22 protein-coding genes are annotated in these 19,952 nt (G+C 61.0%); 21 read left to right on the top strand and 1 reads right to left on the bottom strand.

What is annotated here, in order from left to right; all coding sequences use genetic code 11:
* Nucleotides 1–148: 148 nt before the first annotated feature.
* The 12 genes from AC30NL_RS20165 to AC30NL_RS20110 all read left to right on the top strand — a co-directional run bounded on the left by AC30NL_RS20165 (nt 149) and on the right by AC30NL_RS20110 (nt 11,139).
* Nucleotides 149–706, top strand: a complete 558-nt coding sequence (locus AC30NL_RS20165; RefSeq protein ID WP_489465770.1) for a YceD family protein — start codon at nt 149–151, stop codon at nt 704–706.
* A gap of 172 nt (nt 707–878) precedes the next feature.
* The gene (rpmF, locus tag AC30NL_RS20160; RefSeq protein WP_489465769.1) at nt 879–1,061 is read left to right on the top strand and encodes a 50S ribosomal protein L32; all 183 of its coding nucleotides are present in this window, start codon (nt 879–881) and stop codon (nt 1,059–1,061) included.
* Between the two features lie 152 nt (nt 1,062–1,213).
* Nucleotides 1,214–2,323 (top strand): phosphate acyltransferase PlsX, encoded by a 1,110-nt coding sequence (plsX, locus tag AC30NL_RS20155; protein WP_489465768.1) that lies wholly within the window; start codon nt 1,214–1,216, stop codon nt 2,321–2,323.
* Nucleotides 2,324–2,328: 5 nt separating this feature from the next.
* Nucleotides 2,329–3,309 (top strand): beta-ketoacyl-ACP synthase III, encoded by a 981-nt coding sequence (locus AC30NL_RS20150; RefSeq protein ID WP_489465767.1) that lies wholly within the window; start codon nt 2,329–2,331, stop codon nt 3,307–3,309.
* Nucleotides 3,310–3,335: 26 nt separating this feature from the next.
* Nucleotides 3,336–4,286: an ACP S-malonyltransferase gene (gene fabD, locus AC30NL_RS20145; protein ID WP_489465766.1), complete on the top strand. Its 951-nt coding sequence runs from the start codon at nt 3,336–3,338 to the stop codon at nt 4,284–4,286.
* Nucleotides 4,283–5,029: a 3-oxoacyl-ACP reductase FabG gene (gene fabG / locus AC30NL_RS20140; protein ID WP_489465765.1), complete on the top strand. Its 747-nt coding sequence runs from the start codon at nt 4,283–4,285 to the stop codon at nt 5,027–5,029. Before fabD ends, fabG begins: the two co-directional genes overlap by 4 nt.
* Before the next feature lie 118 nt (nt 5,030–5,147).
* Entirely contained in the window at nt 5,148–5,387 is a 240-nt protein-coding gene (gene acpP, locus AC30NL_RS20135) for an acyl carrier protein (RefSeq protein WP_124543584.1), read from the top strand.
* A 17-nt stretch (nt 5,388–5,404) separates the two neighbouring features.
* Nucleotides 5,405–6,649, top strand: a complete 1,245-nt coding sequence (gene fabF / locus AC30NL_RS20130; protein WP_489465764.1) for a beta-ketoacyl-ACP synthase II — start codon at nt 5,405–5,407, stop codon at nt 6,647–6,649.
* A 519-nt stretch (nt 6,650–7,168) separates the two neighbouring features.
* A complete protein-coding gene (rpoE, locus tag AC30NL_RS20125) occupies nt 7,169–7,777 on the top strand; it encodes an RNA polymerase sigma factor RpoE (RefSeq protein ID WP_489465771.1) in 609 nt (202 codons plus the stop codon).
* Nucleotides 7,778–7,828: 51 nt separating this feature from the next.
* Nucleotides 7,829–8,518: a sigma-E factor negative regulatory protein gene (locus tag AC30NL_RS20120; protein WP_489465763.1), complete on the top strand. Its 690-nt coding sequence runs from the start codon at nt 7,829–7,831 to the stop codon at nt 8,516–8,518.
* 5 nt (nt 8,519–8,523) lie between these two features.
* Nucleotides 8,524–9,534 carry a MucB/RseB C-terminal domain-containing protein gene (locus AC30NL_RS20115; RefSeq protein ID WP_489465762.1) on the top strand — a complete coding sequence of 337 codons (1,011 nt, stop codon included), beginning with the start codon at nt 8,524–8,526 and terminating at the stop codon, nt 9,532–9,534.
* Nucleotides 9,535–9,663: 129 nt separating this feature from the next.
* A complete protein-coding gene (locus tag AC30NL_RS20110) occupies nt 9,664–11,139 on the top strand; it encodes a DegQ family serine endoprotease (RefSeq protein WP_489465761.1) in 1,476 nt (491 codons plus the stop codon).
* A 34-nt stretch (nt 11,140–11,173) separates the two neighbouring features.
* Here AC30NL_RS20110 and AC30NL_RS20105 read toward each other — a convergent pair whose 3' ends face one another.
* A complete protein-coding gene (locus AC30NL_RS20105; RefSeq protein WP_489465760.1) occupies nt 11,174–11,533 on the bottom strand; it encodes a hypothetical protein in 360 nt (119 codons plus the stop codon).
* Nucleotides 11,534–11,703: 170 nt separating this feature from the next.
* On the opposite strand from AC30NL_RS20105, the gene lepA reads away from it, so the two are divergent.
* From lepA to nagZ, 9 genes are read left to right on the top strand one after another with little or no spacing between them, the layout of a single operon-like run.
* Nucleotides 11,704–13,512 (top strand): translation elongation factor 4, encoded by a 1,809-nt coding sequence (lepA, locus tag AC30NL_RS20100; protein ID WP_489465759.1) that lies wholly within the window; start codon nt 11,704–11,706, stop codon nt 13,510–13,512.
* On the top strand, nt 13,512–14,477 hold the full coding sequence (gene lepB, locus AC30NL_RS20095) for a signal peptidase I (protein ID WP_489465758.1): 966 nt from the start codon (nt 13,512–13,514) through the stop codon (nt 14,475–14,477). Before lepA ends, lepB begins: the two co-directional genes overlap by 1 nt.
* 19 nt (nt 14,478–14,496) lie before the next feature.
* Nucleotides 14,497–14,871, top strand: a complete 375-nt coding sequence (locus tag AC30NL_RS20090) for a DUF4845 domain-containing protein (protein ID WP_489465757.1) — start codon at nt 14,497–14,499, stop codon at nt 14,869–14,871.
* Between the two features lie 18 nt (nt 14,872–14,889).
* Nucleotides 14,890–15,594 (top strand): ribonuclease III, encoded by a 705-nt coding sequence (rnc, locus tag AC30NL_RS20085; RefSeq protein WP_489465756.1) that lies wholly within the window; start codon nt 14,890–14,892, stop codon nt 15,592–15,594.
* A 46-nt stretch (nt 15,595–15,640) separates the two neighbouring features.
* A complete protein-coding gene (gene era, locus AC30NL_RS20080; RefSeq protein WP_489465755.1) occupies nt 15,641–16,573 on the top strand; it encodes a GTPase Era in 933 nt (310 codons plus the stop codon).
* Between the two features lie 9 nt (nt 16,574–16,582).
* A complete protein-coding gene (gene recO, locus AC30NL_RS20075) occupies nt 16,583–17,392 on the top strand; it encodes a DNA repair protein RecO (RefSeq protein WP_489465754.1) in 810 nt (269 codons plus the stop codon).
* Between the two features lie 18 nt (nt 17,393–17,410).
* The gene (locus AC30NL_RS20070; RefSeq protein ID WP_489465753.1) at nt 17,411–18,205 is read left to right on the top strand and encodes a pyridoxine 5'-phosphate synthase; all 795 of its coding nucleotides are present in this window, start codon (nt 17,411–17,413) and stop codon (nt 18,203–18,205) included.
* Nucleotides 18,202–18,603, top strand: coding sequence for a holo-ACP synthase (gene acpS, locus AC30NL_RS20065; protein ID WP_489465752.1), 402 nt, complete (start codon nt 18,202–18,204; stop codon nt 18,601–18,603). Before AC30NL_RS20070 ends, acpS begins: the two co-directional genes overlap by 4 nt.
* Nucleotides 18,600–19,649 (top strand): beta-N-acetylhexosaminidase, encoded by a 1,050-nt coding sequence (gene nagZ, locus AC30NL_RS20060; protein WP_489465751.1) that lies wholly within the window; start codon nt 18,600–18,602, stop codon nt 19,647–19,649. Before acpS ends, nagZ begins: the two co-directional genes overlap by 4 nt.
* Nucleotides 19,650–19,952 lie beyond the last annotated feature (303 nt).

Raw genomic sequence — 19,952 nt, 5'->3', positions numbered from 1 at the left:
GAGCTAAGGCAGAGCTAAGGCAGAGCTAAGGCAGAGCTAAGGCAGAGCTAAGGCAGAGCTTTGCGCCTAGATCAGGCGCCTTTTGACGTGCTGCTCGGACACGCTCGAAATACTCTCAGCCTCTGAGGTCAACCGTACACTTGGCGGCATGAAACTGCGCCCAGTCGACCCGACACGTCTCGATGTCGAAGCCTTCGCCAAGGATGGCGGTTCACTCGACGGAGAGTGGCCTGTGACCTTGTTGGAACGTCTTTCCGACGCGACTCACTCGGAGGCTCGACCGACCGATGCCCACCTGGTTCAGTGGAGTGCCCAAGGCGAAAGCCGACCGAGGCGCGCAAGCGTGCCTGAGGTGTGGCTACACGTGCAGGCGAAGGCTTGTGTCTCGCTGGTGTGCCAACGTTGCCTCGGCCCCGTGGAAACGCCGCTCAACGCGCAGCGCAGTTTCCATTTCGTCGCGAATGAAGATCTGGCCGCGCAGCTCGACGCTGACACCGAAGACGATGTGCTTGCCATGACCCGTTCACTCAATCTGTGCGAACTGGTCGAAGATGAACTGCTGCTTGCCCTGCCGCTTGTGCCTCGTCATGAGGTGTGCCCCGACCCGCTGCCGATGTCCCCTGGCGACGACGAGGTGGTGGAAGGGTCGGCGCCCAATCCGTTCGCGGCACTGGCGGCGCTCAAACGCGGCAGCACGCCCAATTAGCCTGGACATATTCGGGTGAAAGACACTTTGCTTGATGCTAGAATTGCCGGCTTTTCGGCTGTCACATTTCTTGAATGTCTGCGACCAGCCTTGCCGAATGCCATTCGGCGCCCAAGCATTTCGCAGCAGCATCTTGCTGAGTTGCATACCGCCGAAGCTCAAGGAGAATCCCATGGCCGTTCAACAGAACAAGAAGTCGCCCTCGAAGCGTGGCATGCACCGCGCGCACAATGCTGTTGCCTTGCCCGGCACAGCTGTCGAGCCGACCACTGGCGAGACGCATCTGCGTCACCACATCAGCCCGACGGGCTTCTACCGTGGCCGCAAGGTCCTGAAGACCAAGGCCGACGCCTGATCTGCAGCGCGAAAGCCGGCCGCGATTCTTCGCGTGCGCGTTACGCCGTCTGCCAGATGCTGCATCATCGCCCGGCCTGCGCCAGCAGTGCCGGGCGTTCCATTTGATGCGCGTACGCATCTCTGGGGCTGTGTGGCGCATCATCGCCTGACATGAGCTCATCCTTTTCCGTTTCGCCAGACCTGCACCAAGTTCGCCTCGCTATCGACTGCATGGGGGGCGATCATGGGCCCTCCGTCACCTTGCCTGCCTGCCAGGCCTTTTTGGATGCCCACCCGGCAGCCGAAGTCATCCTCGTTGGTCGAGCCGATGCGCTCGCGCCCGCCGCCGCCTGGCCGCGCTGCACGATCGTCGCAGCCACGGAAGTGGTCGAGATGGACGATCCGATCGAGGTCGCGCTCCGGCGCAAGAAGGACTCGTCGATGCGGGTCGCCGTCAGCCTGGCCAAGCCAGGCGCAGACGGCAATGCCGTCGCGCAGGCCTGCGTCTCCGCTGGCAACACAGGCGCGCTGATGGCGGTGTCGCGTTATCTGCTGAAGACGCTTGAAGGCATCGATCGCCCGGCCATCGCAGCTGTCATGCCGAACAAGCTCGGCAACTACACCACGGTGCTCGATCTCGGCGCCAATGTCGACTGCACTGCAGAGCATCTCCTCCAGTTCGCGGTCATGGGCAGTGCGCTCGCGTCGGCCGTGGATGGCAAGGAGAACCCGAGCGTCGGTCTGCTCAACATCGGAGAAGAAGAGATCAAGGGCAACGAAGCCATCAAGCGCGCCGGTGAACTGCTGCGTGCCGTCGGTGCCGCCGGCCACATGAACTTCTGCGGCAACGTCGAAGGCAACGACATTTTCAAGGGCGAGGTCGACATCGTCGTTTGTGACGGGTTCGTGGGCAATGTCGCGCTCAAGACCTCCGAAGGTCTCGCCTCGCTGATTGCCCACTTCCTGAAGCAAGAATTCAAGCGCACTCCGCTCACGATGCTGGCTGGTCTGGTGGCCAAGCCGGTGCTGAATCGGCTCGCTGGCCGGCTCGATCATCGCCGCTACAGCGGAGGCGCACTCCTCGGTCTTCGTGGGCTGGTCTTCAAGGCCCATGGGTCGTCCGACGCATTCGCTTTTGAGCAAGCAATGAACCGGGCTTATGATGCCGCCCGCCACGGCCTGCTCGAGCGGGTGCATGATCGTATCCTCGACACTCTTGCGGCCATGCCCGGGGTCAACGAAGAGCAGTCCGTCGTGCCCGCGGCTGCGCCTACTGCATGAATCACATGTCCGCTCGCTATTCGCGTATCACTGGCACCGGCAGCTTCCTGCCGCCGAACCGCCTCACCAATCAAGACCTCGCCGACAGGCTCGCTGCTGACGGTATTGAAACGTCCGACGAATGGATCGTCGAACGCACCGGCATCCGCGCCCGCCACTTTGCCGCGGCCGATGTTGCAGCCAGCGACTTGGCGCTCGAGGCTGCCAAGCGTGCCCTGGAAGCCGCCAAACTCGAAGCGTCGAGCATTGACCTCATCATCGTCGCAACGTCCACGCCGGACATGGTCTTCCCGTCCGTTGCTTGCCTCGTTCAACAAAAGCTGGAGGTGCAGGGCTGCCCGGCCTTCGACGTGCAGGCAGTCTGTTCAGGGTTCGTCTACGCGCTGTCGGTGGCTGACTCGATGATACGCACGGGCTCGGCGAGCAAGGCGCTCGTCATCGGTGCCGAAGTCTTCTCCCGCATCCTCGATTTCAAGGACCGGACCACCTGCGTGCTCTTCGGTGATGGTGCTGGCGCGGTCGTGCTCGAGGCGAGCGGGAAGCCCGGCATTCTCGCCAGCGAGTTGCACGCTGACGGTCGCCATGTCGGCATTCTCTGCGTGCCCGGCAGCGTGTCGGGCGGCAAGGTCGTCGGTGATCCGCTCTTGAAAATGGATGGCCAGGCGGTTTTCAAGCTTGCTGTGGGCGTGCTCGAAGATGTGGCGCGCTCGGTGCTTGCCAAGGCTGACCGCACTGATGCAGACATCGACTGGCTGATCCCGCACCAGGCCAACATCCGCATCATGCAAAGCACGGCCAAGAAGTTGAAGTTGCCGATGGGCAAGGTGATTGTCACCGTTGACGAACACGGCAACACTTCGGCCGCATCCATTCCGTTGGCGCTCGACGATGCGGTACGCAAAGGCAAGATCAAGCAAGGTGACACGGTGCTCCTCGAAGGTGTGGGAGGCGGCTTCACCTGGGGCGCGGTATTGCTCGACCTCTAATCGCGACAGAAAACAAGAGACAAGCGATGACTTCGTTCGCATTCGTATTTCCCGGCCAGGGCTCGCAGTCCGTAGGCATGCTCGATGCCTGGGGCGATAACGCCGCCGTGCGCCAGACCCTGGCCGAAGCTTCTGAGGCACTGGGCGAAGACATAGGGCGCCTGATCAAAAACGGCCCGCAGAATCAACTTGACCTCACGACCAACACGCAGCCGGTGATGCTGACGGCGGGCATCGCCTGCTATCGCGCATGGCTTGCCGAGACGAGCCTCGTGCCCGCTGTCGTGGCTGGCCATTCTCTCGGTGAGTACACCGCCTTGGTGGCCGCCGGCGCGCTGACCTTGGCTGACGCGCTGCCCCTCGTCCGCTTCCGTGCCCGAGCCATGCAGGAGGCCGTGCCCGTGGGCGCCGGAGCAATGGCCGCCATTCTCGGCATGGACGCGGAGGCCGTTCGCGCAGGTTGCGCTGAAGTGACTGTGGCGACCGGCGAAGTGGTTGAGGCGGTGAATTTCAACGACATAAAGCAGACAGTGATCGCCGGCTCCAAGGCGGGCGTGGAAAAGGGGTGCGAGGTCTTGAAGACCAAGGGTGCCAAGCGAGCCTTGCCTTTGCCGGTGTCGGCGCCATTCCACTCCAGCTTGATGAGGCCAGCGGCCGAGCATCTCAAAGACCGACTGGCCGGCGTCGGCATTGCGCCACCGAAAATCACGGTCATTAACAACATTGACGTGAAAGCCGAGGTCGAAGTCGCTGCGATCCGCGACGCGCTCTACCGCCAGGCCTTTGGGCCAGTGCGCTGGGTCGAGGTTGTTCAGGCTATTCGAGCCCGAGGCATCGCGCATGTCATCGAATGCGGTCCAGGCAAGGTGCTGGCCGGTATGGTCAAGCGCATCGACCCCGAGGCCGTCACGACGACGATTTTCGATCCGGCGAGCCTTGCCGAAGCCAAGGCCTTGCTGGATGGGGGGCGGCAATGAGCGACGTCCAATACGCAGGCCAGATCGCCCTCGTGACCGGCGCGTCTCGTGGCATCGGTCAAGCCATCGCTACCAAGTTGGCTGATCGCGGCGTCAAGGTGATTGGTACGGCGACGAGTGAATCTGGCGCGCAGGCAATCACCGAGGCGCTTGCGCCCCAAGGCGGCCGTGGCATCGAGCTCGACGTGAACGATGCACTCGCGCTCGCTGCCGCCATTGATGCGATCGTCAAGGAATTCGGCGGGATACACATCCTCGTCAACAACGCCGGCATTACTCGCGACACTCTTGCAATGCGCATGAAGGACGACGACTGGGACGCTGTCGTCGACACCAACCTCAAGGCGGTGTTTCGCATGAGCCAAGGCGTGATGCGCACGATGATGAAGCAGCGCTACGGCCGCATCATCAACATTACTTCGGTCGTGGGTGCCAGCGGAAACCCGGGGCAGGCCAACTACGCCGCCGCCAAGGCGGGTGTCGCCGGCATGACTCGTGCACTCGCACGTGAACTCGGCAGCCGCGGCATCACCGTCAACTGCGTGGCGCCGGGCTTCATCGCCACAGACATGACCGACAGCCTGCCCGAATCCCAGAAGAAGGCGCTCCTTGCACAGATCCCGCTTAGGCGCCTGGGGGCGCCCGCCGAAGTCGCTGATGCCGTGGCTTTTCTGGCTTCCCCGCAAGCCGGCTACATCACCGGAACCGAGCTGCACATCAACGGCGGCATGTTCATGAGCTGAAGCTCGAATAAATTACCCCGGACCCGCCTGGCCGGATGGAGTTGTGAGGTGTCTTAGATGAGGCATCCCACACCCCTTAGAATCCCGGGCTGTTTCTGTAAACACTCCTGGAGGAGTCATGAGCGATATCGAATCCCGTGTCAAGAAGATCATTGCCGAACAACTTGGCGTGCCCGAGTCCGATGTGACGAATGAAAAGGCTTTCGTAGCCGACCTCGGCGCTGATTCGCTTGACACGGTGGAACTGGTGATGGCCCTCGAAGACGAATTCGGCATCGAGATTCCCGACGAAGAGGCTGAAAAGATCACCACCGTCCAGTTGGCGATCGATTACGCCGTCAAGCATCAGAAGGCCTGAGATCTAAGGTTGATCGCATGACCCGTCGTCGCGTCGTCATCACCGGCCTGGGGCTCATCAGCCCTGTAGGCAACACAGTGCAAGAAGGCTGGTCCAACCTGCTGGCTGGCCGCTCAGGCATTGCCAACATCACCAAGTTCGATGCGTCGAACTTCGCTTGCAAGTTCGCAGGCGAGGTGAAGGGCTTCAACGTCGAGGATTATTTCCCGGCGAAAGAAGCCCGGCACATGGATACCTTCATCCACTACGGATTGGCGGCGTCGATTCAGGCCGTGCGCGATGCAGGCCTGCCTACCAACGACGCGCTTAGCGAAGAACAGGCCGAACGCATTGGCTGTCTGGTCGGCTCTGGAATCGGCGGCTTGCCGCTGATCGAAGAAACCCACGCTGAACTGGAGGCTCGCGGTCCGCGTCGCGTGTCTCCGTTCTTCGTGCCGGCCTCGATCATCAACATGATCTCAGGCCATGTGTCGATCAAGTACGGCTTCCAAGGGCCGAACCTCGCGATCGTCACGGCTTGCACCACCGGCCTGCATTGCATCGGCGAAGCAGGGCGGCTGATCGAATACGGCGACGCCGACGTGATGGTGGCCGGCGGCGCCGAATCAACGGTGTCACCGCTGGGCATCGGCGGCTTTGCCGCGGCGCGTGCGCTTTCCACCCGCAATGAAGACCCGACCACTGCGTCCCGGCCCTGGGACAAAGACCGCGACGGCTTCGTGCTCGGCGAGGGCGGCGGCGTGCTGGTGCTCGAGGAGTACGAGTACGCCAAGAAGCGCGGCGCCAAGATCTACGCAGAGCTGGCGGGTTTCGGCATGGGTGCTGATGCCTTCCACATGACTGCCCCCAACGTCGATGGTCCGAAGCGATCGATGAAGGCTGCGCTGCGTAACGCAGGTATTAACGCAGACCAAGTGCAGTACCTTAACGCCCACGGCACGTCCACGCCGCTCGGTGACTTGAACGAATCGAACGCAGTCAAGCTCGCCTTCAGAGACCACGCCCGGAAGCTGGTCGTGAACTCGACCAAGTCAATGACCGGCCATCTGTTGGGAGGCGCCGGCGGCATCGAGTCCGTGTTCACGGTGCTTGCGCTTCACAACCAGGTGTCGCCGCCTACGATCAACATCTTCAATCAAGATCCCGAGTGCGATCTTGACTATTGCGCCAACACGGCCCGAGAGATGAAGATCGATGTGGCCGTGAAGAACAACTTCGGCTTTGGCGGTACCAACGGCACGCTGGTGTTCAAGCGCGCCTGATTAGCAGCCACGTCCTGCGCCGAATGCGCGCGTCCCCGGCATTCCAGATCACCATCCGGCGTTTCGGCGTCTGGCGATGTGCGATTGCCGTCCTGCTTCTTGCTTCGGTGGGCTCGTTGGTCGCGTTTGCATTGGCCGAAGGTGGATCGACCTCTGTGGGCGTTCGTGCCATCTCCTCGGCCGCGTCTATCGTCATTGTTCTCGCCGGCGCGACGCTTATGCGCCGCCAAGCTATCAGCCTTCGCTGGGACACCCAGCGGTGGAATCTTGGTCCGGCTTCGTCTGTGGGCGAAGAGCCGTGGCCCGGACACCTGGAAGTCAGCCTCGATCTGGGCGTCTGGATGTTGCTACGCTTCGAGCACGATCTTGCACCCAGCGGTCGCCGAAACCTCTGGATTCCTGTCCAGCGCCATGGCATTGAGTCTGCGTGGCATGCAATGCGCTGTGCGGTATATTCCGCGCGTTCCGCCCAAGGCGATGACAGTGTCCGCACAGAGCACTGCCCCCGAAATCAAAAGAATGAACGTCCCTGACGCCGACGCACCGCTGATTGAACGCGTCAAGCGTGGTGACGTCAACGCTTTCGAGATGCTGGTCGTGAAATATCAACGACGCATTGAGAGGCTCATCGGCCGCATGGTTCGAGACGTGGACCTCATTCCAGACATCGCCCAGGAAACCTTCATCCGCGCCTACCGGGCGATCCCCCAGTTCAGAGGCGAGAGTGCCTTCTATACCTGGCTGTACCGTATTGCAGTCAACACCGCGAAAAAGACGCTGGTGGAACTCAAGCGCGATCCGCTGATCACTGAATCAGCCCGTGCCTCCCGCGACGAGGACGATGAAACTTACCGTACTGAAAACGAACTAAGCCACGGCGAAACACCGGAAGCGTTGTTGGCGAGCAAGGAAATTGCCAACACCGTGAACGCCGCCATCGAAGCTTTGTCAGACGATTTGCGACAAGCGATCACGCTGCGAGAGATCGAAGGACTGAGCTATGAAGAGATCGCCGAGTTGATGAATTGCCCGATTGGAACAGTGCGTTCTCGTATCTTTCGTGCCCGGGAAGCCATTGCGACTCGTTTGCGGCCGTTGCTGGACACGCGGGAAGGTGAACGCTGGTGAGTAAAGTGGCGAACTCGGTGATAGGCCAGACGTTTGGATTTGGAGAACGACATGTCAATCGGATCTGAGGCCGACCCGTCGGCACTGGAAAAACTGTCTGCCCTGGTTGACGGCGAACTCGATTCAATCGAGGCTGCGCGAGCCTGCACCGCCTGGCGCGACGATGCTGACGCGCGGGCCTCCTGGCATACATACCAGCTCATCGGCGACGTCCTTCGATCCGAAGACTTGTCCTCATCGCCATCTCGCGACATCGCCTTCCTGGCTGCTCTTCGCTCGCGTCTCGCCGTCGAACCGGTGGTGCTGGCGCCCAAACCATTGTTGGAAGTGCCGGTCGATCCCGCCACCCAGCCACATGCCGCACCCCTCGTGGCCAACGGCACCCGCAGTTCGCGCTGGTCCTGGATTGCCCCGTCGACCGTCGCTGCAGGCTTTGTCCTCGTGACGGGCGCGTTGCTCGTCACCCGCTCGCCATTGCCCGCGGGTGGAGGCTCCGCAGAGTCCTTGTTCGCCCGCATCGGCTTTGGCGGCACATCGACTGCACAGGTCGCGAACGTCCCGACTTTGACCGCGGCGGACGCCTCCCTCGAACCCCAAACCGTCGTCCTCACCGGCAAGATGATTCGCGATACGCGTGTCGACCGCTACCTCACCGCCCACCAGCAGTTCGCCGGTACTTCGGCGCTGGGCGTGCCGTCGGGCTTCTTGCGAAACGCGGCCGCCGAAGCACCCAATCACTGAACCCAATGCTGCACCGACCTCTGCTCGCGCTGACGATGGTCGGCGCCTTGTGTTCGTTTTTGCCCATCGCGACCGCGCAGTCTCAATCGCCCGTTGAACCGCAGGAGGTGCGCTCTTGGCTGATGCGAATTCACGACGCGGCGAGCCATCGCAACTTTCAAGGTACTTTTGTGGTTAGCGCGGGTGGTGCCGTGTCAAGTGCACGCATTGCCCACTTCTGCGAAGGCAGCAACCAATTCGAGCGCATCGATTCGCTTGACGGGCAGACCCGCCACGTGTTCCGCCATAACGACGTCGTACACACGCTGTGGCCAAAAGCCCATGTCGCGCTGGTCGAGCAGCGTGACCTTCTGAATTCCTTTCCCGCGCTCCTCCAGGTCGGCGATGACCGTATCGCCGACTTCTACGAAGTGCGCACGCAAGGTTTCGAGCGCGTGGCAGGGCATGAAGCGAGCGTGCTGATGTTGCAGCCGCGCGATCCATTCCGCTTCGGCTATCGGCTATGGTCGGAAAAGGTGTCTGGCTTGCTGCTTCGCGCCGACGTGCTGGGCGAGCGCGGCGAGGTCCTTGAAACCTCCGCGTTTTCTGATGTGGCGATCGATGTGCGCTCGCAGCCCGATGCTGTGTTGCGACCGATGAAGAGGCTCGAAGGCTACAAGATTCTCAAGCCTGCGTTCGTGCCGACCAAGCTCGAAGCCGAAGGCTGGACACTGCGCCAGAACGTGCCGGGCTTCAGGCAGGTGAGCTGCATCAAGCGTCCCCTCGAAGTTGCGCAGGACGAGCCCTCGCCGGACGGGCAGCAGGCCTTGCAAACCATCTTCTCTGACGGATTGACCTACGTATCGGTCTTCATTGAGCCCTTCAGTTCCGAGCGTCACACCAGATCCATGCTGACCACGATGGGGGCCACTCAGACCTTGATGCGACGTCAGGGCGACTGGTGGATCACATTGGTGGGTGATGTGCCTGCGGCGACGTTGAAGGCGTTCGCTAACGCTCTGGAGCGAAAGAAATAAGGTCATGGCCCAGAACGGGAAATTGTTTTGGGCCATGCCCTAATCCCCGAGTTCATCATCGTTGCCGTTTGGGCGGCGAGGTCGCGTTCGCGGGCTCGGTGATGTGGTGTTCCTGGTGAGGCTTATCGCATGCAACTGCAAATTCCGAAATCGTTTTTCTCATCCGTGAACCGTGCCGTGCTGTCGAGCGCGCTGGTTGTGGGCCTGGTCGTGGGCGGATCTCTCGCGACGCAACCAGTGCACGCCCAAGGCGGCCTACCCGACTTCACCGAACTGGTCGAGAAGGTAGGGCCCGCGGTGGTCAACATTCGTACCACCGAGCGGGCACGTGCCGGTCGCGGCGGTGCTGGTGGACCTGAAATGGACGAAGACCTGCTCGAGTTCTTCCGTCGATTTGGGGTGCCCATTCCGCAGCAGCCGCAGCCGCGACGCGGACAGCCTCAGCCCGATGCAGAGCCGCAGCAGCGCGGCGTCGGTTCGGGCTTCATTCTGAACGCCGACGGCTACGTGATGACGAATGCACATGTGGTCGACGGGGCGGACGAAGTCATCGTGACGCTTACCGATCGTCGCGAGTTCAAGGCGAAGATCATCGGCGCCGACAAGCGCACCGACGTGGCACTCGTAAAGATCGAAGCCACCGGTCTGCCCACGGTTCGCGTCGGAGATGTGAGCCGGCTGAAGGTCGGCGAGTGGGTCATCGCCATCGGCTCTCCCTTCGGGCTCGAAAATACTGTGACGGCTGGCATCGTGAGTGCGAAGGCGCGCGATACAGGCGACTTTCTGCCCTTCATCCAGACCGACGTTGCCATCAATCCGGGTAATTCGGGTGGGCCGCTGATCAACATGCGCGGCGAGGTGGTCGGCATCAACTCGCAGATCTACAGCCGCTCGGGTGGTTTCATGGGTATCTCGTTCGCGATACCCATCGACGAAGCCTCGCGGGTGTCCGAACAACTGCGTACGAGCGGTCGCGTGATTCGTGGGCGCATTGGCGTTCAGATCGATCAGGTGACGAAGGAGGTTGCCGAGTCCATTGGCTTGGGCCGGGCAATGGGAGCATTCGTTCGCAGCGTCGAAGGTGGCGGACCGGCCGAGAAGGCCGGCGTCGAGGCTGGGGACACCATCACCAAGTTCGATGGCCGCAGCATTGAGAAGGCCGGTGATCTGCCGCGGATCGTCGGTGGAACCAAACCTGGTAGCAAGTCGACCATGCAGGTCTTCCGGCGCGGCGCTTACCGCGACCTGAGCATCACAGTGGCTGAGCTCGAATCCGAACAAGCGAAGAAGTCAAGTGACCGCGGCACCGAGGGCAAGTCGCCTGCTGCGATTGGCGCACTGGGTGTTGGCGTGGTCGATCTCACCGATGTGCAACGCCGCGAGTTGAAGGTCAAAGGTGGCGTTCGCGTGGAGTCGGTCGAAGGTGCCGCGGCACGCGCCAATGTACGAGAAGGCGACGTGATCCTTGCGGTCGACAACGTCGAGATCACGAGCGCCAAGCAATTTGAGGGTGTGGTCGCCAAGATTGACAAGACCAAGGCGGTAAATGTGCTATTGCGGCGAGGAGAATGGGTCACGTACGTGGTGATTCGACCGGTACGCTGATTGAGAGTCGGGGGCTCCGGAGAGTTCCGAGGCTCTACCAGTTGACCGAAACACCGGGTCTTTCCATGTCGTGAAAGCGCCGACGCCCGGAAGCAAGGGCAATGCGACCCATCGCTCCTGGATTGCGAAAAGTCAGTAGGTGCAAACATGCTGATTTAGCAACGGATTGAATTGGCCGGCCGATAGAATCGCGTCGGTGGCGAATGCTTTTACCGCTGGTTTTTGCAACGAGCGCAGGGGTCGAAAAATATCCCCAGACCGTCCACATGCTTTTGTTGATAACTTGTGGATGGTTCTTGATGTTGGCAGCTCGCAACGACGAGAAATCAAGCAATGACGCGGTTTTCAGCGGGGTGCTTTTGGCTACAATGAAAGCCCAACAAGCAGTTGCCATACGTTTTGTTGGAAGGCGCGTCACTCCTTTTGACGTGCCTTTTTTTTAGCTCCTTTTTTGTTTGAGACGGGCTTCTTACCTTCACATCGCATGCGATGTGAGTTCTCGCGGGCAACGACTGCGTCGTTGCGACTCACGCGAGTTGCGTGCTTAGATCAAGTTAGCGGTTCATGGATCACATCCGAAATTTCTCCATCATTGCGCACATCGACCACGGCAAGAGCACGCTGGCCGATCGCATCATCCAGCGATGCGGCGGCTTGAGCGACCGTGAAATGGAAGCGCAGGTGCTCGATTCGATGGACATCGAGCGTGAACGCGGCATCACCATCAAGGCGCAGACGGCGGCACTTCAGTACAAGGCCAGGAGCGGGGAGACCTACAACCTCAACCTGATCGACACACCGGGGCACGTCGACTTCTCATATGAAGTGAGCCGTTCCTTGTCGGCCTGCGAAGGCGCGTTGCTGGTGGTCGATGCGAGCCAGGGCGTGGAAGCACAAACGGTCGCCAACTGCTATACCGCGCTCGATCTGCATGTGGAAGTGGTGCCGGTCCTCAACAAGATGGATCTTCCAAACGCAGATCCGGAGAACGCCAAGGCGGAGATCGAGGACGTGATAGGCATCGACGCCGAAAACGCCATTCCATGCAGCGCGAAGACCGGTGTTGGTATCGACGACATTCTCGAAGCGGTCATCACCCGCATGCCGCCACCCAAGGGCAAGGTCGATGCGCCGCTACGGGCGATGATCATTGATTCGTGGTTCGACAACTACGTCGGTGTCGTGATGCTCGTTCGCGTGGTCGACGGCCATCTCAACAAGGGCGAGCGCATCCGCATGATGGCAAGCGATGCTGTCTATCCTGCCGAGCAGCTCGGGGTGTTCACGCCAAAGTCTGAATCGCGCGAGACGCTGAACGCGGGCGAGGTGGGCTTCATCATCGCCGGCATCAAGGAACTGCAGGCGGCCAAGGTCGGTGACACCATCACTCTCGAGAAGAAGCTGCCGAACAATCTGGGTCCCGCGGCCGAAGCGCTGCCGGGTTTCAAGGAAATCCAGCCGCAGGTGTTCGCGGGCCTGTACCCGACCGAAGCCAGCGAATATGACCAGCTTCGCGATGCGCTCGAGAAGCTCAAGCTCAACGACTCGTCTCTGCGCTACGAGCCTGAAGTCAGCCAGGCGCTTGGCTTCGGATTCCGCTGTGGCTTCCTTGGCCTGCTGCACATGGAGATCGTGCAGGAACGGCTCGAACGCGAGTTCGATCAGGACTTGATCACCACTGCGCCAAGCGTGGTCTACGAAGTCGAACTCGGCAACGGCGAGGTGATCCACGTCGAGAACCCGTCGAAGATGCCCGACCTCGGCCGCATCAATGAGATCCGGGAGCCTATCGTCACGGTGCACCTGTACATGCCGCAGGAATACGTCGGCCCCGTGATGACGCTTGCGAACTTGAAGCGCGGCAACCAGTTGAACATGGCCTACCACGGCCGACAGGTCATGCTGACCTACGACATGCCACTCGCCGAGATCGTGCTCGACTTTTTCGACAAGCTCAAAAGCGTGTCGCGAGGCTACGCATCCATGGACTACGAGTTCAAGGAATACCGCGCCGCCGATGTCGTGAAGGTCGACATCCTGCTTAACGGCGACAAGGTGGATGCGCTGTCCATCATCGTGCATCGCGGCCAGAGCCAGTACCGCAGCCGCGCGGTGGTAGCCAAGATGCGCGAGCTGATTTCGCGGCAGATGTACGACGTTGCCATTCAAGCGGCCATTGGTGCCAACATCATCGCGCGTGAGACAATCAAAGCACTGCGTAAGAATGTGCTTGCGAAGTGCTATGGCGGCGACATTTCCCGCAAGCGCAAGCTCCTCGAAAAACAAAAGGCCGGCAAGAAGCGCATGAAGCAAATCGGCTCCGTCGAGGTGCCGCAAGAAGCGTTTCTGGCCATCCTCCAAGTGGACGATTGATGAGTTCGTTGACTGGTTTGCTCTATGGCGCCCTCGTGGTCTACCTCGGGGGCTGGTACCTCGGCAAGTTGACAGGCAACTTCTCCTTGCTGCTTTTCATTCTCACGCTGGCAACCTTCGGTTACTGGCTGGCCGAGCGCTTCGTGTTCGCGCCGCGCCGCTTGGTTTCTGCCCGGAAGCTCGAAGAAGAGGGCACTGCCCGGCGCACGCTACTCGCTCACCAAGGAATCACCAAGGTGGATGGCGATGTCAGCGAAGCCCGCCAGCAGGCGCTCGCCCAGCCCTGGTGGCTCGACTGGACGGCCGGCCTCTTCCCGGTCATCTTGATCGTCTTCCTGCTGCGCTCCTTTCTGTTTGAGCCTTTCAAGATTCCGTCGGGCTCGATGATTCCAACGCTGCTGGTGGGCGACCTCATTCTTGTCAACAAGTACTACTACGGCGTGCGATTGCCGGTGATCAACAAGAAAATCGTCGCCAACAACGACCCCAAGCGTGGGGACGTGATGGTGTTCCGTTACCCGAAGGACACGAGCGTTGACTACATCAAGCGCGTGGTCGGGGTGCCGGGAGATGAAATCGCCTACCGCAACCAGCAGCTTTACGTGAACGGCGAGATTCAGCCGACCCAGCCGCTGCCCGACTTCTTCCAGGAAGATCCGGTGCCGCACTTTGATAAGCAGTACGCGGAAAAGCTGGGTACGGTCGAACATCGCATCCTGGTCGATCGAAACAGGCAGTTGTATATCCCGAACGACACCTTTCCATTCCGCGAGAACTGCCGCTACAGTGGCGAAGGGGTGTCATGCAAGGTGCCTCCCGGGCACTACTTCATGATGGGCGACAACCGCGACAACTCCATGGACTCGCGGTTCTGGGGCTTCGTCCCGGACCAGAACATCGTGGGCAAGGCCTTCTTCGTGTGGATGAATTTCAGCGATCTGAAACGAATTGGATCCTTCAAGTGAACGTAGGGAGCATGCACGCATGACAGTAGAGCTTCACGGGAGCCGAAAGCAAGGCGGAATCACGCTCTTGGGATTGCTGTTCTGGGCGATCATCATTGGTTTTGTTGCGTTGCTGGGCATGCGTGTCTTGCCGACGGTTATCGAGTATTCAACGATCTCGAAGAGCGTGAACAAGATAGCCGCCGAGGGACTGACCACGGTGCCAGAAATCCGGGCGGCCTTTGAAAGGCAGAAGGACATCGACTACAACATTACTGCCGTGAACGGAAAAGATCTCGAAATCACAAAGGAAAATGACAGGGTCGTGATCCGCTTTGCCTACAACAAGGAAGTGGAAATCATGAGCCCGGTCTTCTTGCTGATCAAATACCAGGGAAGCTCCAAGTCGAAGTAACTGCTTTTGACCTGACCGATGGACTCACGACTAGCCGCCCTGCAATCCCGTCTCGGATATCGCTTCGGTGAAGAAGCCTTGCTCGAGCGCGCACTCAGGCACCGAAGCTTCGGTGTCGATCACAACGAACGCCTCGAATTCCTCGGCGATGCCGTTCTGAGCCTCGCCATCTCAAGCCTGCTCTTCGATCGTTTCGCCGGGTCGGACGAAGGTGACCTTACCCGCGTTCGGGCCCACCTGGTGCGAGAAGACAGCCTGCACAAGGTGGCGCTGTCGTTGGGAATGCCGGAGGTGCTGCGCCTGTCCGAAGGCGAAGCCCGGGGCGGCGGGGCGCAGCGCGTATCCATCCTGGCCGACGCAGTCGAAGCCGTCATTGGCGCTGCCTTTCTCGATGGCGGGTTCGATGCCGCGCGCACCCTGGTGCAGCGCATGTTCGGTGAGATCATCTCCAACACCGAGATCGGCAGCTGGAGCAAGGACGCGAAGACCGAGCTCCAGGAATGGCTGCAAGCGCGCCGGTTGCAGGTGCCCACGTATCGCATTAGCGCGACCCGCGGACAGGCCCATGCGCAGACTTTCGAGGTTGAATGTTCAGTGCCTGCCCTGAGCCTCACCTATTCCGGCGAGGGCCGCTCGCGGCGACTCGCCGAGCAAGAAGCCGCTCGTCGAATGCTCGACACCTTGAAGGCCACTGACCGGCCAGGCAGCCCTCTGCGCTCGTGACGCGCACCCCCCCTGCGCTCCTGATTTCCTGTAGCGAAAGATTGGCATGACCAGCAACGACGCGCCTACCGGCGCTAATGAAGAAGCGTCTCAGCGCTGCGGACTGGTTGCCATCGTCGGTCGGCCGAATGTCGGCAAGTCGACCTTGCTGAATGCGCTTGTTGGCCAGAAGGTCAGTATCACTTCCAACAAGGCACAGACCACGCGACATCGCATCACGGGAATACGTACGGTCGATGAGGCGCAGTTCGTGTTTGTCGATACACCAGGATTCCAGACTCGCCACGGCGCGGCGCTCAACCGCACGCTCAACCGAACGGTGCAAGGTGTCCTTGCCGACGTGGACGTGGTGTTGTTCGTGGTCGAAGCGGGCCGGTTCGGCCTCGACGATGCCAAGGTACTGGCACTGCTTCAAAACGAAGGCCTGCAAGGCAAGCCGGTGTTCCTCATCGCCAACAAGCTCGACACCGTGCAGCGCCGATCCGACCTCGCGCCCTGGTTGAAAGGCATGCAGGAGCGACACAAGTTTGCAGAGTTCGTGCCCTTGTCCGCTCACAAGGCGAACGACATGGAACGTCTGCTGGTCATCCTCAAGCCGTACCTTCCCGAGCAGCACTGGTTCTACGAGGAAGAGACCCTCACCGATCGCAGCGAGCGTTTCCTTGCGAGCGAGATCATTCGCGAGAAGCTATTTCGCCTGACTGGCGATGAACTGCCCTATGCCTCGACGGTCGTCATCGACAAATTCGAGGAAGAGGGCAATCTGCGTCGCATCGCTGCCAGCATCGTGGTCGAGCGCGATGCGCACAAGGGCATGATCATCGGCGCCGGAGGCGAGCGCCTGAAGCGCATCGGCAGCGAAGCGCGGCAGGAACTCGAAACACTGATGGACGCGAAAGTGTTCCTCGAGCTGTGGGTGAAGGTTCGTTCGGGTTGGGCCGACAACGAAGAGCACCTGCGCAGCTACGGGTACGAGTAGCTCCCTGGCATGGCCACCACGCGGCGACTTGCCGCGCCGCTCACCGCCTACGTGCTCCATCGCTACGACTGGAGTGAGACCAGCCTGATCCTCGATCTATTCACTCGTGAACGAGGGCGGCTCGCCGTGGCCGCGAAAGGCGCAAAGCGGCCTTATTCGCAGCTTCGATCTGTGCTCCTGCCGTTCCAGCGCATCCACGTCGGGCTGGGACGTGTGCCAAAGCCTGTCCTGAGCGGCGTAGAAGGGGCCGAACACGCCGATGAATCGACGAGGGAGGTGCAGAACCTTCGCAGTGCTGAATGGGCCGGCGGTGCGGCCATGCTCACAGGTGCGGCGCTCTTCAGCGGCTTCTACCTCAACGAGTTGCTGATGAAGCTGGTGGCGCGGCACGACCCGCACCCTGGGCTTTTCGACGTGTATGCGGGCACTTTGCCCCTCTTGGCGTGCGGTGACGACGCCATGGCGCAGGCAGCGCTGCGCGCCTTCGAGATCGCATTGCTGAAGGGGATCGGCGTGCTGCCCGATCTGAGCCTTGTGACCATGACGCTCGAAGAGGTGCGCACGGACACGGCTTACGCACTGCTACCGGAAGCCGGCGTAACCGCGGCACGCACGACCGACATGTCCATCTCCGGCTCCTCGCTGATCGCCCTTGAGGCCGCCCTCGAGCACGGCAGTCTTCCGGCCTTGCAACAAGCCTGCACACCATCGCTATCGCCCCTGAAGACGATTTTGCGAGGTTTGCTTCACTATCATGTCGGATCCCCCGTGCTTCGCACCCGCCAGGTGATGCTGGACCTGCAAAGCCTCGAGCTTTAGTTTTGACCCAAGCACATGATGAATCCTCTGCTCACCACCGGCCTCGATGCACAACGCGGTGTGACCAAGCTTTCGGTCAACGTCAACAAGGTCGCGCTGCTTCGCAACACAAGGCCTCTCGGCATTCCGAGCGTGACGCGGGCAGCAACGCTGTGCCTCGAAGCCGGCGCCCAGGGCATCACAGTGCACCCCCGGCCTGACGAGCGTCACATTCGTGCCCATGATGTGCACGATCTCGCCGAGCTGCTCAAGCAATGGCCGCAAATCGAATACAACATCGAGGGCAACCCTCTCCACAACCTCATGGACTTCGTGAGGAAGGTGAGACCCCATCAATGCACTTTCGTGCCCGATGAGAAGAACCAGTCCACGTCCGACCACGGATGGACTTTGCCGCAGGATGCTGCGCGCCTTCGCCCGCTCATCGACGAAGCCCATTCGCTCGGCGTTCGTGTAAGCCTCTTCATGGATCCGATTCCCGAGGCGATGCGCGCGGTGCGCGAGTTGGGCGCCGACCGCGTCGAGCTCTACACCGAGACCTACGCGCGGGCTCACGGCACGCCCGAGCAGGTGGCGGTGCTTGCAGGATTCGTCTCGACGGCACAAGCCGCATTGCGAGAAGGCCTCGGCGTGAACGCTGGCCATGACTTGAATCGTGACAACCTCGCTGATTTCCTCGCTGCAGTGCCGGGTGTGCAAGAGGTGTCAATCGGCCACGCGCTCGTCGCCGACGCGCTGGAACTGGGCTACACCGAAACCATCAAGGACTACCTGCGCTGCATCCATCGTGCCGCGCTCGGACCGTCCAAATGATCTACGGCATCGGCACCGACATCTGCGACATCCGGCGCATCGGGGCCACGCTCGCGCGGCGCGGCGATCGCTTTGCGGAAAAGGTGCTTGGTCCAACCGAGATCGAAGTTTTTCGCCAACGCCGCGAAAAGGTCGAGGCGCGTGGCACCGCTTACCTCGCCACGCGCTTCTCAGCCAAGGAAGCGTTCTCCAAGTCGATAGGCATCGGCATGCACATGCCGATGACCTGGCGCTCTTGCGAGATCCTCAACGAGCGCCGCGGTAAACCGTTCATCCGTCTTCACGGCGAACTCGCGACGTGGTTCGATGCCAAGGGGCTCGTCGCGCATGTCACGGTGAGCGATGAATCCGACTACGCGGCTTCTTTCGTCGTCACAGAAAAAATCGAATCCCGATGAGCAATCACTCCCCCGTCATCCTCGACATCGCCGGCCACGAACTTAATGATGACGATCGTCGGCGCATCATGCATCCCCTCACTGGCGGCCTGATCTTGTTCACGCGCAACTGGCGCGACCGTCGCCAGCTCACCGAGCTCACGGCCGAGGCGAAGTCACTGAGACCTGACCTGCTGATCACCGTGGATCACGAAGGCGGTCGCGTGCAGCGTTTTCGCACCGACGGCTTCACCCATCTGCCTGCGATGCGCAAGTTCGGTGAGTTATGGATGAAGGACCAGATGCGGGCGATCGATGCAACGTTGTCTGCCGGCTACGTGCTTGGCGCCGAACTGCGCGCATGCGGCGTCGAGTTGAGCTTCACGCCTGTCGTCGACCTCGATCACGAACGCAGCGAAGTGGTGGGGGACCGCGCCTTCCATCGCGATGCGCGAGTTGTCACCATGCTCGCGCAAAGCCTCATGCTCGGCCTGATGCGCTCGGGCATGCAGAATTGCGGCAAACACTTTCCGGCCCATGGCTACGCGGTGGCGGACTCTCACGTCGACCGCGCGGTCGATGACCGAAGCCTGAAGCAGATCCTCGCCGAAGACGCGAAGCCCTACGACTGGCTATCTACCGGGCTCACCTGCGTGATGCCGGCGCACGTTACTTTCCCCAAAGTCGACAAGCTTCCGGCTGGGTTCTCATCGCGGTGGTTGAAGGAGATCCTGCGCGGAAAGCTTGGCTACGCAGGCGCAATCTGCTGCGACGACCTGAGCATGGAAGGGGCGCGCGTGGCGGGCAGTCCGGTCGAGGGCGGTATCGCTGCGCTCAATGCAGGATGCGACCTCGTGCTCTTGTGCAACCAGTCGAAGATCGATGGCGGAAAACCGGTCGATGCACTGCTCGATGGCTTGCAGCAAGCGCTGGAGCAAGGCCGTTGGCACTCCGATCCGCATAGCGAAGCTCGCCGGGTCGAGCTGCTCCCTCAGGGTGCGCCGCTGCCTTGGGACGAACTGATGCATCACCCGACCTATCAGCAGGCGCTCGAACGGTTGCCCTGAGAGGGGGGCAGCGCGGCGGCGCTGTCGTGGTGCAACGACAGGTGGTGTACGGGGTGCAGGCCGCATCGCCACATCTGTTCATGCTGCTTGGTTTCCCTTGTCAGGCAGTTCGACGGACAGCAAGACGGCATCCTTGCCCATATGGGGTCCCGGAGTGGGAGCCCATGAAAAACGCCGCCGGGCGTGAGCCTTGGCGGCGTTGTTCATGTGCGCCCAGCATGGGCGCACTCTTGTGGGTGCAAGTCCCGCCGTAAGTTGATCACGACGAACGAAGCGAAGCGCAACTGCATGAGGGCGACCGAG

This window comes from Rhizobacter sp. (genome assembly GCA_021153565.1).
In the GTDB taxonomy this organism is placed as follows: domain Bacteria; phylum Pseudomonadota; class Gammaproteobacteria; order Burkholderiales; family Burkholderiaceae_C; genus Albitalea.
Note: the sequence above shows the minus strand (reverse complement) of the source record. Positions and strands in the feature narration are given on the sequence as shown.